Annotated in this window: 14 protein-coding genes; 5 read left to right on the forward strand and 9 right to left on the reverse strand. The window is 59.4% G+C overall.

Annotation, left to right across the window (positions count from 1 at the left end):
- Positions 1-11: 11 nt before the first annotated feature.
- From aroA to CFBP1590_RS22830, 3 genes are all read right to left on the reverse strand, one after another.
- Positions 12-1268, reverse strand: coding sequence for a 3-phosphoshikimate 1-carboxyvinyltransferase (gene aroA / locus CFBP1590_RS22820; RefSeq protein WP_029242048.1), 1257 nt, complete (start codon positions 1266-1268; stop codon positions 12-14).
- Between the two features lie 95 nt (positions 1269-1363).
- Positions 1364-1843, reverse strand: coding sequence for a PAS domain-containing protein (locus tag CFBP1590_RS22825; protein ID WP_025994242.1), 480 nt, complete (start codon positions 1841-1843; stop codon positions 1364-1366).
- A gap of 5 nt (positions 1844-1848) precedes the next feature.
- Positions 1849-2856 carry a response regulator gene (locus tag CFBP1590_RS22830; RefSeq protein WP_029242047.1) on the reverse strand — a complete coding sequence of 336 codons (1008 nt, stop codon included), beginning with the start codon at positions 2854-2856 and terminating at the stop codon, positions 1849-1851.
- Positions 2857-3168: 312 nt separating this feature from the next.
- Here CFBP1590_RS22830 and parS point away from each other — a divergent pair, with 312 nt between their 5' ends.
- A complete protein-coding gene (parS, locus tag CFBP1590_RS22835; RefSeq protein WP_029242046.1) occupies positions 3169-3618 on the forward strand; it encodes a type II RES/Xre toxin-antitoxin system antitoxin in 450 nt (149 codons plus the stop codon).
- Positions 3615-4088 carry an RES family NAD+ phosphorylase gene (locus CFBP1590_RS22840; RefSeq protein WP_029242045.1) on the forward strand — a complete coding sequence of 158 codons (474 nt, stop codon included), beginning with the start codon at positions 3615-3617 and terminating at the stop codon, positions 4086-4088. Before parS ends, CFBP1590_RS22840 begins: the two co-directional genes overlap by 4 nt.
- A 307-nt stretch (positions 4089-4395) precedes the next feature.
- On the opposite strand, the gene mltA is transcribed toward CFBP1590_RS22840, so the two are convergent.
- A complete protein-coding gene (gene mltA / locus CFBP1590_RS22845; RefSeq protein ID WP_004883264.1) occupies positions 4396-5559 on the reverse strand; it encodes a murein transglycosylase A in 1164 nt (387 codons plus the stop codon).
- 219 nt (positions 5560-5778) lie between these two features.
- On the opposite strand from mltA, the gene CFBP1590_RS22850 reads away from it, so the two are divergent.
- Complete coding sequence (locus CFBP1590_RS22850) at positions 5779-6252, forward strand: Dps family protein (RefSeq protein WP_004883263.1); 474 nt, start codon at positions 5779-5781, stop codon at positions 6250-6252.
- Positions 6253-6327: 75 nt separating this feature from the next.
- Here the strand turns inward: CFBP1590_RS22850 and CFBP1590_RS22855 are convergent, their stop codons facing one another.
- The 5 genes from CFBP1590_RS22855 to CFBP1590_RS22875 form a co-directional block, all read right to left on the reverse strand.
- A complete protein-coding gene (locus CFBP1590_RS22855; protein ID WP_231991880.1) occupies positions 6328-7542 on the reverse strand; it encodes a phospholipase D-like domain-containing protein in 1215 nt (404 codons plus the stop codon).
- Between the two features lie 89 nt (positions 7543-7631).
- Positions 7632-8282, reverse strand: a complete 651-nt coding sequence (locus CFBP1590_RS22860) for a MotA/TolQ/ExbB proton channel family protein (protein ID WP_088235979.1) — start codon at positions 8280-8282, stop codon at positions 7632-7634.
- A gap of 25 nt (positions 8283-8307) precedes the next feature.
- Positions 8308-10587 (reverse strand): TonB-dependent receptor, encoded by a 2280-nt coding sequence (locus CFBP1590_RS22865; protein WP_029242041.1) that lies wholly within the window; start codon positions 10585-10587, stop codon positions 8308-8310.
- A gap of 20 nt (positions 10588-10607) precedes the next feature.
- Entirely contained in the window at positions 10608-11372 is a 765-nt protein-coding gene (locus tag CFBP1590_RS22870; protein ID WP_088235980.1) for an energy transducer TonB family protein, read from the reverse strand.
- 1 nt (position 11373) lies between these two features.
- A complete protein-coding gene (locus tag CFBP1590_RS22875) occupies positions 11374-11781 on the reverse strand; it encodes an ExbD/TolR family protein (protein ID WP_003380333.1) in 408 nt (135 codons plus the stop codon).
- A 186-nt stretch (positions 11782-11967) separates the two neighbouring features.
- Here CFBP1590_RS22875 and CFBP1590_RS22880 point away from each other — a divergent pair, with 186 nt between their 5' ends.
- Both CFBP1590_RS22880 and CFBP1590_RS22885 read left to right on the forward strand, forming a co-directional pair.
- Positions 11968-12531 carry a GNAT family N-acetyltransferase gene (locus CFBP1590_RS22880; protein ID WP_029242039.1) on the forward strand — a complete coding sequence of 188 codons (564 nt, stop codon included), beginning with the start codon at positions 11968-11970 and terminating at the stop codon, positions 12529-12531.
- Positions 12524-14095, forward strand: a complete 1572-nt coding sequence (locus CFBP1590_RS22885) for an alkaline phosphatase D family protein (RefSeq protein ID WP_088235981.1) — start codon at positions 12524-12526, stop codon at positions 14093-14095. The genes CFBP1590_RS22880 and CFBP1590_RS22885 overlap by 8 nt, the downstream gene beginning before the upstream one ends.
- The last annotated feature ends 15 nt before the right edge of the window (positions 14096-14110 follow it).

A 14110-nucleotide genomic window follows, 5' to 3' on the forward strand; every position in this document is an offset into this window, starting at 1 on the left:
CAACGCACCTGTCAGCGCTGAATGCCGACACCCAGCGAGGCCAGCGCGTCCCAGTAGCCTGGGTACGTCTTGCCGACACAGTCCGGATCCAGAATGCGGATACCGGCGATCTTCAGACCCGCCAACGCAAAGCACATCGCAATGCGATGGTCGGCGTGGGTGTCGATCAAGGCGTCGACCGTCGTGCCCTCCAGTGCCGGATTGGCGTTTACCACCAGATCATCGCCCTCCTCGACCGCCAGCCCCGGCGCAATCGCGCACAGGCCGTGGGACAGCGCCGAAATGCGGTCGCACTCTTTCACACGCAAGTTGGCAATGCCGACGAAACGCACAGGCTGATTATTAAACGCGGCCAGCACGGCCAGGGTCGGGATGGCGTCCTGCATCTGCGAGCCGTCGATCACCGCCGGCATATTCGGGAAACTGGCGATGATGTGGCTGGCCAGTGCGTCAGGCTGAGTGAATGCGTCGGTGGCGACACCCAGATCGATATTGCCCTGAGTCAGCGCCTGAGCGGCCCACAGGTAGGTCGCAGCGGACGCGTCCGGCTCGATGTGGAAATCCGTGGCGCGGTAGCCGGTCGCCGAGACTTTCCAGGCGGCGTCGCCAATGGCCTGAACCTCGGCACCGAACGCCTGCATCGCCGCGAGGGTCAGGTCGACGTAACCGCGTGCGCCGATCTCGCTGCCGGTCAGGGCGACTTCCAGCGGCCCCTTGCCGCAGGCACCGGCCATCAGCAACGCCGACACATATTGGCTGGACAGATTGCCGTCGATCTCGATGCGCCCGGCGGCCAGACCGCCCTTGCCCTTGATGGCGACCGGCGGGCAGCCGGTAGGAGCGCTGACTTCAACGCCCATGCGCTGCAAGGCTTCGACCAGCGGGCCGATCGGGCGCTTGCGCATGTACTCGTCGCCATCAACCACGAAGTCGCCTTCGAAATTGGCCAGCGCTGCGGTCAGAAAGCGCGTCGCGGTTCCGGCGTTGCCCAGGAACAGCGCCTGCTGCGGCGCCTGCCAGTGACCTGAACTGGTGACCACGAAGGTGCTGTCATCCGGTTCATCGACCTGCACGCCCATCAGACGCAGGGCTTCGGACATCACGCGGGTGTCGTCACTTTTCAGCGCGCCGGTCAGGCGGCTGGTGCCTTTGGCCAGACCTGCCAGCAGCAGGGCGCGGTTGGTGATGGACTTGGAACCGGGCGGGCTGACACGCCCGACCAGCGGGCGCTCGACAGGCAAAACAGTGAGAGTGGCTTGAGATCGCATGATGTCCCTGAGCGTCAGCGGAAAAATGGCGATCCTAGCACGAGCAAGGTGCCGCGTTCATGGGTGAACGCAGGCCTTTTCGCAAGAACACAGCCTCAGCCCTGGTCGCCAGACAGCTTCTGCAACTGAGCATTGACCGCCTGCAACTGATGACGGTTGGTGGCTACGTCGGTGACGTCGTAGATCACCAGACACACATGGCTGATTTCGCCCGTGGTCGAGCGCAGCGGGAACAGGGTGGTGTTCTGGTACATGAACTCTTCCTGCCCGGTGATGGGCTGGTAGTTCTTGAAGCGCACCAGATAAGGCCGCTGCTCCCAGATCGTGAAGGCTGGCGTGCCCAGCGTCACGACGTTGTCGATTTTCTTGCTGAACCATGGCTGGTTTACGTCGGGGAACAGTTCGAAGAAGGTCTTGCCGATGGCCACGTAAGGCACCACGCCCGAACGGTTCTCCATGAAGGTGTTCCAGACCGACACCTGATAGTTCAGGTCGAGCACCACGATGCCCACGTCGATGTTTTGCGTGACGGCCAGCAACCAATGCAGCTCGTTGATTTCGATAGCGTTGCTCATGGGGGTCAGCTCATCAGGTAGGCAAGTTTTTTGGTCAGCAGATCGACCGAGTCTTCGGTGAACAGCATCAGCAGATCAAAATGAATGTTGTGGCCTTCGACGCTGTAGCTGATCTCCACCGCCAGAGTCTTTTTCCAGCGCTGGCTGTTGATGCGGATCAACTCGTCGATGCCGCCCTGGGCACCCAGCAATTGCGGATGGCCCTGCGAGAAGGCGATATCGATCTGCTCGGCAATCCCGCTCAGGCAGGCACCGATCAGAATGGTGGACAGGTCCAGCAGCATTTCCATGTCGGAAGAATCGGGCGAGTTGCCGCCCATCAGCTTCGACACGCCGGAAATTTCCGAGTCGTGGAAGATCAACAGCGCTTCGCCGGCGATGCCGCCACCGATGTAGCCCTGACAGACTGCAGTCAGGCGCTGATCACTGTGCGCATCGGCGAGCGCCATGTGCAACTCGCCCACTTCGAGCATGTTCACGTTCGGCACCGGCAACTGCACAAACACACCCAGCACCTTGGCCAGCAATGCAGCGGCTCGGCCCATCGCGACGTTGACGGTTTCGCGGAATGCATCCTGAAAACTGATGACGCCCTGCCCCGCCGTGTGCTGCGCGGCAACAGCGGCAGGCAGCGCCGAAGGTTTGCCCAGCAGGCCAAGGCGTTCGAGCGTGCTTTTGAGTTCGTCCGGGTCAGCCGGCTTTTTCAGGAAGGCCAGCGCGCCCAGTTCCATGACACGGCGTACGGCCTCATCCTGCACGTCCCCGGAGACCACGATGACCTTGGCGTCCAGGTGCTCTTCACGAATCGCCGCCAGGGTCTGATAACCGTCCATGACCGGCATGGTCAGGTCCAGCAGCACGACCTTGCCCAACCCGCTGCGGATCGCCTCCAGGCCCTCCTGCCCTTGAGTCGCCATGGTCACCGACACATCCCAGTCGGCAGGCAAGGCCCGCATCAACTGCTTTCGCGCCATGTTGGAGTCGTCGCATATCAATAGCGCAAGAGTGGACATCGTGTAGTTCTCACTGCAAAAAATCAGGCTGCCAGAGGCAGATAGCATGGGTACGGCAACAGGGCTAAAACGACTACAGATCAACTGGCTGCAAGACTTATGTCATGATAGATATCATATAGACATCACTCCCGCCACATCTCGACGTGACACGTTGTCATACTAGAAGAGTTTCATAAGCCGTCACGTACAATCGTTATCAGGATTGGCCTGCCGCCAGTATTTTTTTCTGGATGCCTGTCACTTCGGCCGGAATGGTCCTATGATCAAATGATAGATTTACAAATAATCATTCGATAGTAGAGGTGAATCATGTCTCTCGCCATACGCGACTATCATCCGGCAATGATCCAGAAGCAGGATTTCTGGCAAAAGCTGGGCATTCCGCCGCGCGGCGACAGCCTGTACACGGCGCTGCGCAATGGACTGCCCTATGAAATCTTCGAACGTCTGGCGCAATACACCGACCTCAACCGCTCGACCCTGGCCGAGCATCTGGGCATTGCGCCTGCGACGTTGCAACGTCGGTTGAAGGTGCGTCAGTTCAATTCAGAAGAAAGTGATCGTCTGTTTCGCCTAGCGGCTGTATACAAGGCGACGCTGGATCTGTTCGAGGACGATACCGAAGCCACTCGCCTCTGGCTGGCCAACCCGGTCCATGGACTGGGCAATCGTCGCCCTCTGGAAATGCTCGCAACGTCTGCCGAAGCACAGGCCGTGCTCGACCTGATCGGTCGCTTGGAACACGGGGTCATGGCTTGATTTCTGTCTATCGTCTGGTCAAGCGTAAATGGCTGGCCCAGGCATTCGACGGCGAAGGCGCAAAACTCTATGGAGGGCGCTGGAACAGCAAGGGCAGTGCCTGCGTGTATTGCGCGGGCAGCGAATCACTGGCGTTGCTGGAAGTACTGGTTCACTTGGGCAATGCCGCAGTGGCGCAACATTACGCAATGCTTGAACTGCAGATCGCTGAAGAACACATCCTCAATGCGCGCATCGACACCCTGCCGCCCGACTGGCGCGAGGAACCGGCGCCACCCGCTACCGCGTCGTTCGGCGATGCCTGGCTGGCCTCCAACGACAGCCTGGCGCTGGCAGTGCCCAGCGTGATCATTCCGCGTGAATCCAACTACCTGCTCAACGTGCGGCATCCGGCGTTCGCAACCGTCGTGGCGACCGCGCGGGACCTGGATTTTGCAGTGGATGCACGTTTGGGTCGAATCACGACCTGACGAAGGCAGGCGCGGTCTGACAGCAAACAGCGACTGCGCCGACTCTTATCAAACAACCTGCAACCTACTGAAGAAACTGGATTTTGTGGGAGCGGACCGGGCGGCGTTCCGTTTGTCCGCGAATGCTGTAGTTCAGCCGATGAATATTCGTCGGATGTACAGGCCTTTTCGCGGACAAGTCCGCTCCCACCAAGTTTGCTGCGCGACAGCGCTACGTCGAAGACGTGGTGGCGCCTCCCACAGTCCGATATCAGCTGCGCGACAGCGTGATGTCGGAGACACGTGCCTCTCTCTTATCCAGCAAACCTCACTCAGTAACCGGCAGCGGCATGTTCTTCGGCCACAGCAGCCAGATATTGCCCTTCTGCTTCATGTCACCGGCCAGCTTGCCGGCTTCTTCACCCGTTCCCCAAAACAGGTCGGCGCGCACTTCGCCAGCGATGGCGCCGCCGGTGTCCTGAGCCGCCACCGGCCGCACGATGCTGCTGCCGTCAGGTCGAGTGGTCGACAGCCACAACAGGCTGCCCAGTGGAATGACCTTGCGGTCGATCGCCACACTGTAGCCAGCCGTCAGCGGCACGTTGAGCGAACCGCGCGGGCCTTCGTTGCTGTCAGGATTACGGCCGAAGAACACATAACTGGGGTTACTCGCCAGCAGCTCGGGAACGCGCTGAGGATTGGCCTTGGCCCAACCGGAGATGGCGCCCATGGTGACCTCTTCCTTCTTCAATTGGCCCTGCTCGACCAGCCAGCGTCCAATGGCCCGATACGGCCGACCGTTCTGATCGGCGTAAGCCAGACGTACTTGCGAGCCATCGTCCAGACGCACACGTCCCGAGCCCTGGATCTGCAGAAACTGCAGGTCCATCGGATCAGTCAGCCAGGCGACAACCGGCGCATTCAGGCCCTTGGCGCCAATGGTGGCGGCATCGTCATAAGGCTTGAGCACCCGGCCTTCCAGACGACCGCGCAGGCGCTTGCCCTTGAGTTCGGGATAGACACTGTCCAGATTGACCACGATCAAATCATCCGGTACGCCATACACCGGCACGTTCGCCGCCTCAGTCTGAGTCAGGCTGCCGGGATAGACGGGCTCGTAATAACCCGTAATCAAACCGTCAGCGCTGCCGTTGTCAGCCCGCAGGCTGTAGACCTGCAACTGGTCGTGCAGAAATGTCTGGATCTGCTCGGCACTCGGCGCAGGCTCCAGACCGGCTGCGGCCGCACAGGTCGGCCCCCAGACGGCGTCGGCTTTCAAGCGGGTGCACGCGCTACGCCATGAAGTGAAACCGGCCTGCAGATCAGCATCGGACACTGCGGGCAGCGCTTCCCAACCGGCCTGAGCATACGTGGTATGAGGCGGTTTCGGCGCAGTGGTCGGCTTGTCGGACTTGTCACACGCAGCCAGCATCACCGCCAGCGGCAGGACCAGCGCCAGGCGCCGGTGCCAGGGTTTGAAAGAGAACGTCATCAGCGCGAATCCTTGTACAGCCGCATCAGGCTTGAGTTGAAAAAACGCCATTGTGGCCCAGGCGGGCGCTGTGACCTAGAGCCTGATGGACAGTTATACGAATCCTTCATCTCATAGGTTGTGTAGATGATTGCCATTGCCAACGGTGATTTCCGCTGACGATCCGCACTTTCTAGAATGAACCCAACTTTTGAATACATCCGACCTTTGAGGACTGATATGCGTATTGAAATCGGCATCAACGAGCAGGACCGCCAACAGATCGTCGACGGCCTGTCACACCTGCTTTCCGACACCTATGTGCTGTACCTGAAAACCCACAACTTCCACTGGAACGTCACAGGTCCGATGTTCCGCACCCTGCACCTGCTGTTCGAAGAGCAGTACACCGAACTGGCGACCGCAGTGGATTCCATCGCCGAACGTATCCGCGCACTGGGCTTTCCGGCTCCAGGCACCTATTCGACCTACGCTCGTTTGTCGTCGATCAAGGAAGAACCGGGCGTGCCTGATGCTGCCGAGATGATCAGGCAGTTGGTGGAAGGTCAGGAAGCCGTGGTCCGCACCGCACGCGGTCTGTTTCCGCTATTGGAGAAAGTCAGCGACGAACCCACCGCCGACCTGCTGACACAGCGGATGCAGGTGCATGAAAAGGCTGCGTGGATGTTGCGTACGTTGCTGGAAGGGAATTGATGACTGAGCGTCTGGCACCCGCCCATTGAGCGAATGCCAGACGCTTTTTTGCCGTACTTCCCACGTTGCATGACTTCACGGCTGGCCGGGATGCGGCTCAGGGTAGTCGCGACCTATCTCCAGAGGACTGGCGTAAGGGCTGTCCCATAGCTGACGGTGCAACGCGCCTATCCTGCTGGCCATGCTGCTGTCGTGCATCACCACTTCCAGATTTCGCGAGTTATCGAGATAGCCGCCGAGCCAGTTACTGGTTCCCACCCAGGCGACCTGATCATCAATGTCCATGGTCTTGCTGTGGATCACCCTCGCATAGGGAATGAAGCCTTGCGCGGCGACCGGCAGCGTCACGACTCGTACCTGCACGTTCGGCACCAGTGCCAGACTCTTCAGGTACGCGACCTCCGGCATGCCGGTGTTCCAGTCCGAAACCATCAGTTTGATCGAGACGCCTCGCGCTGCAGCGCTGCGGATAGCGTTGTCGATCACAGCGTAATACGGCCGAGCCTTGTCCGGCCCGTATGACAAGGGCGCGTAGTCCAGCAGTTGCACACGCACCTCTCGCCTTGCTGCTGCCAGCAGACGCGGAAGCTCGACCTGCGAATCGATGACCCCCGGCGGGTTGTAGCGTTGCGGGCTGGCAACCAGATAATTGCCGACAGCCGAGGCAGCGGGTCCCGGTTCTGGTATCGGCGCAGGCTTACCTTCGGCGAGAGCCGCCTGGGCGCGCCAGTCCTGATCGAATATGGCCTGCACCTGCCGCACTACACCCGGCTCATCTATTCGCAGACCGGTTTCATGAATGTGTTCGAGCGAGCGCCAGTCGAAGTTTTGGCTGCCTATGAACGCCTGTTGGCCGTCCACGACAAAAAATTTGGCGTGGATGATGCCGCTACCGGTCAGCTTGGCGTACGGCAGAACCTGCAGCGTGAGGTTTGGAATGCTGCGCAACCGCTCAAGCGTATTTGGATCTGAAAGCTTCAGACCTTTCTCCTCGAGAAGAAAGCGTATCTGCACCCCACGCTGACCGGCAGCGCCAAGGCTTTCAATCACCTTATCCATGACTGAGCCAGCGTGATCGGCAACATAGAACTGCTCGATGTCGATGCGCTCCCGGGCACCATCGAACAGCTCGCGCCAGACTTCGCCGGGCGCTCGCAGATCGGGGGTCTGAAGATCGGTGCCGACCGGAACGGTATGGACCAGCTCGAAGCCCTGGATAGCAAACCCGGCATGAGCAACCGAACTCATTAACCAGAACGCAACAGTCAGACCGAACTGACGCAGAGGCATACAGCTAAACGAAAGATTGGAAACCATGGGAATCTCGTCGCAGAGACCAGATGCACCGACGCGCGTCACAGACATGCGTCGGGTGCCGATCAGGCCGTCCGGAAGTTCAATGGGGCTGCAGTGACCGGATGCACCGTTTCGTCCTGAACCCGCGCACCACTGGAGGCACGGATCAGCAGGATTTTGAGCTGATCGTTGATGCGCTCAAGGCTGTTCTGGAAGAAGTTGTGAAAGACCACGCAGAAAAGCGCAATGGCAATGCCCAGACCTGTTGCGTAAAGGGCCGTACCGATACCGGCAGAAATCTGCCCAGGGTCCGACACACCGGCGCTGGCCAGAGCCTTGAACGTGTCGATGATCCCCAGAATGGTTCCCAGAAGCCCCAGCAATGGGGCCGCCGTGGTAATGGTTTCAATGAGCCACAGGCTGCGGGACAGCGGTGCACGGGTGCTCAGGTACTGGGTTTCGATGACATCATCCAGATCCCTGCGAGACCCCTGCGCACTTTTCTGCGCCAGAACCGGAAGGACCATTTCCAGCGGCAGACCGGGCCTGCGCGTCAGCGCTTCGGGCAAGTCTTTTTCACCGTGCACGGATGTGCTGAGCGCCGCCCGCAGATCGCGAGCCTGACGGCGTACATAGGCAAAGTAGATACCTCGCTCGATGGCGACGAAAATCGCTATCGCGATAGCGGCGTACATCACATAAAACGTGATGTCGTGAAGCTGATTCATATCCATGACGCAGACCTCGGATCAGTGACAGTTAAAAGTTGGCTTCGAGAGAGACGGTAACCGTACGCTCGACACCGACGATGTAAGCCGGGTCGCCATCGCGGAAACCGCTGTAGGTCGCCGCGTTGGTCTTGGTGGTGTACACGCCGTCCAGGTATTCCTTGTCGAACAGGTTGTCGACGTTCAGGCGCAAGGTCGCGTCCTTGACGATTTTCTTGTCCACGGGCAGGTAGATACCGGCGCCAAGGTTGAAGATGGCGCGCCCGGGAATGCTTTCGTCGTTGGTCAGATCACCATAAAGCTTGCTGGTGAGCTTGCCGCCGAAAGTGCCGTAGTAACTGCCGTCGTCATAACCGATGTTGGCCGCCAGCATGTTCTTCGGCACGTTGGCGAACTGCTTGCCGCTGGTCGGCAGCTCGATGGCTGCGCCGTTATTGAACACCGTCAGGTCATCTTTCTGTTTGGCGCGGGTGTAGGTGTAAGAGGTGTAGTAATTGAAGTGATGGGGCAGCAGACCGCTCCACTCCAGTTCCAGACCGCTGTTGTCCACTGCACCGGCGTTGATGTCTGCAAAATCACCGTTGATGTCTTTGGATGACACTTGCCGATCCTTGAACTGCATGTAGAACAGGGTCGCCGCCAGCGTCATGTCCTGATCGGTAAAGCGCCAGCCCAGCTCATGGTTCCAGCTGGTTTCCGGCTTGCTGTTGATCGAGCCTGCGCCCTGGTCGTAAAGCACATAGTTCTGCGGCACCCGCATGTTGCGCGACAGGCTGTAGAACAACTGATCGCGCTCATCCAGTTGGTACTTGAGGCCGACGTTGGGCAACAGCTTGTTGTAGGTCTGGTCACGTTTTTCGGGACGTTCTGTCAGGCTGCCGTGGTTATCCCCTTCGCGCTCGACATTCATGTACGCCAGACCGCCAATCAGGGTCCAGTCCGGAGCGAAGTACCAGGTGTCCTGCGCCCAGACTTTCTGCGCGGGCGTCACGGTGTAACGGTCACGACCCTGAACCTCGTTGCCGTTGGCATCGACCACGTAGTCCGAATCAGGCCAGATGCTCTGCGGTTTGCCGTTGCTCTTCAAGCGAATGAATGGCTGGGTCTGCAACTGACGCGCGCGCTCATACCAATAGCCGACCTGCACACTATGCTCGTCGTTGACATCCCAGTTCAGCTTGGTGGTGATGCCCGGACGCCAGGTTTGTGTACGTGACGGCCGGTAGTAAACGCCAGTAGTCGACGAACCGTCTGCGTTGTAAGCGGCGGCCGTCGGCAGGTTGCTCAGGTCGAACACGCCCCCCTGGTTGGAGCCACGATTGAGCGGGAAGGATGAGCTTGCTACGCCGCTGCCATTGCCCCAGAAATAATACGGAATGACCGACAGCGACAGGTTGTCGGCGAGCTTGAATTGGGTATTGAGCACACCGGTGAACGTCTGGAACGGGTTCTGCGCCAACTCGTAATAGCTGGACAGTTTGCCGTTGCTGCCCAAGGCCGGCGTGGACGGGTACGGATCGAACTTGCGTCCGCCTTGCTGAAACTGGCCCTTGGTGAGCTGGCTGTAACTGTTGTTGTCCTGCTCGTGGTACTTGAGGATCAGGTTGGCGGTGTTGCCTGAACCCATGTCGAAAAAGCTGTTCCATTCAACCTTGTCGGCACGCACTGCGCCGTCGCCACGCCACTTCTCGCCTTCGGTGTGCGACAGCGAAAGCCAGTTGCTCAGCCCGTTGACCTCACCGGTATTCAGTCTGGCGAAGGTCTTATAGGTGCCATTGCTGCCTGCCACCTGTTTGACGAACGCTCCGGTTTCCTTGGTAGGTCGAATCGTCACAATGCCTATATTGCCGCCACTGGAACCGATGTGCGGACCGTCACTCTCGGCAGAGCCTTGGGTGACGAAAATCTGGTCGATGTTTTCCGGGTCGCCCAGCAGGTTGGAATACAGCGCGTAGTTGCCGGAGTCATTGATCGGCATGCCGTCGACCGACATGCCGACCTGATCGGAGTTGAGACCGCGCATGGTGAAACGGAAACCGGACAGGCCCGTGGCGTCTTCGCTGGAGATGTTCAGGCCAGGGGTGTATTTGAGCTTGTCGATCGCATTGCCTGTCGCAGTCTGCTTGTCGAGCGCTTCCTTGGTCACCGTGGAGCGCGCCTTGATACTGTCCTCCTGGACCATGTAACCGCCGCCTGAAGTTGCCTTGCCTTGCACGCCGATGGTGCCGACGTCGCTGCTGGTGTCAGCCATGACCATACCGTGGCTCATGCCGGCGGCGACCAAAGCAAGGTGAATTCTGGAAAACCTCATCACGTTGTTCCTTGTCAGTACTACTGCACGCTGTAGTTGAAGGTAGCGGTGAAGCGCTGCTCGCTGCGTCCGCCGAAGGCTTGCTCGGGAAATGGCTTGACCTGTTTGATGCGTCGAAGACTGCTGGTCGCCGCTCGGTTCAGCAGCATGCTGGAGGCCTGACTCTGAATTCCGGAGTCCAGCACTCGCCCCTGACGGTCAACCAGCAGCCAGACGATCACCTCGCCACTCGGACGCTCCAGCGATGCCTGGCGTCCGGTGGGGTACTGTTTGTAGCCGTCCAGCTCGTTGCGTAATCCCTTGAGGTAGCCGCCCTCCAGCCCCTGCGTGTCGACTTTGGGCGGTGCCGGTGGCGCGGGAGGCGCAACCGGAGCAACAGGCGCGCTGACCACAGGCTGACGAGGCGCAGGAACCGGCTCAGCGGGCTTGGCCACTGCTGGAGCAGGTTTGGGTCGAGGCTTGGGTTCTGGCTTCGGTTTCGGCTCGGGTTTAGGCACCGGTTTTGGCGGCGGAGGCGGCGGCTCGGCCTCTTCGCTATCAACCACAGGCACGGGTGGCGGTGGCGGTTCATCAGGCTGAACCGGCTCAACCGGCTGAGGCTCTGGCGGGATGACTGGCTCCGGCGCAGGCGGCTCTGGCTCGACCAGTGCCAGCTCCACAGCCGACTCGTCGTAAACCGGGTCCATTTTCAATGGCCGGGTCTGCATTCCCATCACGATTGCGATGAGGGCCAGCAATGCAGGCAGACCGCCGAGCCATTGCCGTATGCGAAACAGGACATACATATCAGGATTTACGCGTGGCGATGGAGACGGACGTAAAGCCACCCAGGCGCAGGGTATCCATGATCTCGACCAGCCGCGCCACTTCAACGCCCTTGTCGCTGTTAACGATGATGGTGGTTTTGGTGTCGGGCTTTTCCAGTGCTTTCAAGGCGGGCACAAGGGCGTCAACCGTTGTGGCTTTGCCATCGAGCTGCAGCTCGCCATTGAGGCCCAGGGTGAGAATCGACTTGTTCTGCGGTTTGAGCTGTTGAGAACTGCTGGCACTGGGTAGCTGAGTCTTCATCCCCAATGCCGGGATGACGTTCAGGCTCACCAGCACGAAAAACACCAACAGGAACATCATCACGTCGATCATCGGGATCAGCTCGATGTGTGCCTTGCGCTTCTTGGGTTCGTCCCACGTTCTCATGCTGTCTTCCGCCTCTGTCAGAGGCCGAGAATCTAGCAACGGAATATGTCCGATCGGTTAGTTTTTGATGACCATTGCATGGCTCTGAATCGCAGTTTTCGTGACACTTGAAGGGTTCTTGCGCCTGTCACGAAATCGACATGCAAGCGCTGCACATTCGGGCGTTCCCTTCGACGGATTCTTCAGATGAGCTCCGAGCTGCCCAGTATTCAGACCTCGCGCCTGTTGCTCGCCCCGCTTAGACCCGAACAGGCGACAACGCTGGCACATCTGGCCGATGATCCTGTGATTGCCGCCATGACCGGCATGTTGCCCTCCCCTTACACGCTTGCACATGCCACCGCCTTCATCGCAGAAGGCGCTGAGCAATTCGCCAATCACAAGGCGTTATGTCTGGGGGTACATCTGGGAACCGAAGAGTTGATCGGTGTCGTCTCCATGCGGCTGGCCATGCCACATCGCAGCGCCTGGCTGGGCTACTGGACCGGTGCTCCCTACCGCAACAAAGGCTACATGCGTGAAGCCGCGCAAGGTTTGCTGGACCATGGATTCAACGTCATGAACCTCAATCGCATCGCGGGTCAGTGCTTCAGCGACAACCTGGCCAGCGCCAAAGTGTTACAGGCATGCGGATTGGCTTATGAAGGCCAGATGAAGGAAGTGTTCCTGAAAAACGGCGTGTTCAAGGACATGCTGCTTTTCGGGCTGTTGCGTTCGCAATATGAATCGCTGGAGCCGCGTCATGACTGATTTCGATCCGGATCGTCGTCGCATCATTACGGGTGTATCCGGCGCTGTCCTGCTGTCAATCCTCAGCCCGTTTGCTCGCAGTGCAGGTGTTGATTATCCATTCACTCTGGGCGTGGCGTCCGGAGACCCGCTGCCGGACGGCTTCGTGATCTGGACCCGCCTGGCACCACAAGTGACGACGGCCATGGGTGACGGCGGTCTGGACAAACCGGTGGCGGTACGTTGGAAAGTCGCCAGCGATGCAGCGATGACCCAGGTGGTACGCACCGGACAGACCATGGCCCAGCCGCGCTTTGCGCATTCGGTGCATGTGGAAGTGAGCGGTTTGCAGCCAGGACGTCCTTATTGGTATCAGTTCGAAAGCCTTGGCGCACAAAGCACGACAGGCCAGGCCTGTACGTTACCGCCATTGTCCGCCATGCCGACGGCCCGATTTGGATTCGTCTCCTGCTCACACTGGGAGGCCGGCTACTTCAGCGCCTACAGACATCTGGCCGACGAGCGACCGGACCTGGTGTTTTTCCTGGGTGACTACATCTACGAATCCGGGATATCCCCGCAAAAAAACAGCCTTCCACGGCACCATGTCACGTCCGAGCCGATGGATCTGGCCGGTTATCGAAACCGCTATGCGCAATACAAGACCGACCCGGATCTGCAGGCGCTGCATGCCTGCGCCACGAGCGTTGCGACCTGGGATGATCACGAAGTACAAAATGACTACGCAGCCCAATGGTCGCAGGATCCCAACGTCTCGACAGAGAGCTTCCTGCGTCGTAGGGCCGCTGCCTATCAGGCGTTTTACGAACACATGCCCTTGCGCGCCAGCAGCCTGCCAAAAGGCGCCGACATGCGTATTTACCGTCATATCGACTACGGGCGTCTGGCGCGCTTTCACGTACTGGACGGTCGCCAGTACCGCTCCGAACAGCCTTGCATCCAGGCCAACGGCAGCCATAGAGGTCGTGTCGTAAGTAATGACTGCCCGGACCTGCGCGATCCGAAACGCACCATGCTTGGATGGGAACAGGAAGCCTGGCTGGACCACAGTTTTGCCCGCTCTGCAGGGCAATGGAACGTCATCGCGCAGGACTTGCTGGTCGCCCCCCTGACGCAACGCAACCCGGATACGCAGGCACTGGGACGCTGGACCGACGGCTGGGATGGCTACATCGCGACACGGGAGCGAATGCTCGCGTCTCTGGAACGTCACAAGACTCGTAACCCGGTGTTCTGGGGCGGAGATATCCACTCATTCTGGACCACCGACCTGCACGCCGACGCCAACAACCCGGACTCCAGGATCGTCGCCACCGAATTCGTCGGCACTTCGGTCACCTCCAGCGGACCTCCGTTTGACGCTTTCAACTCTATTCTCGGACTTAATCCGCACATAAAGTTTTTTGACAGTCGTCAACGCGGCTATGTGTCAGTGGAGCTCAGCGAACAACAAATGCTGACCCGTTTCCAGATCGTTTCCGACGTACTCAACCCTGCTGCAACCGTCTCCACGCTCAAGCGCTTCGTGATAGAAGCAGGCAAGACTGGCGCGACGCAGGCTTAGGGTTGATTGTTTCCT

The organism is Pseudomonas viridiflava, assembly GCF_900184295.1.
Lineage (GTDB): Bacteria > Pseudomonadota > Gammaproteobacteria > Pseudomonadales > Pseudomonadaceae > Aquipseudomonas > Aquipseudomonas viridiflava.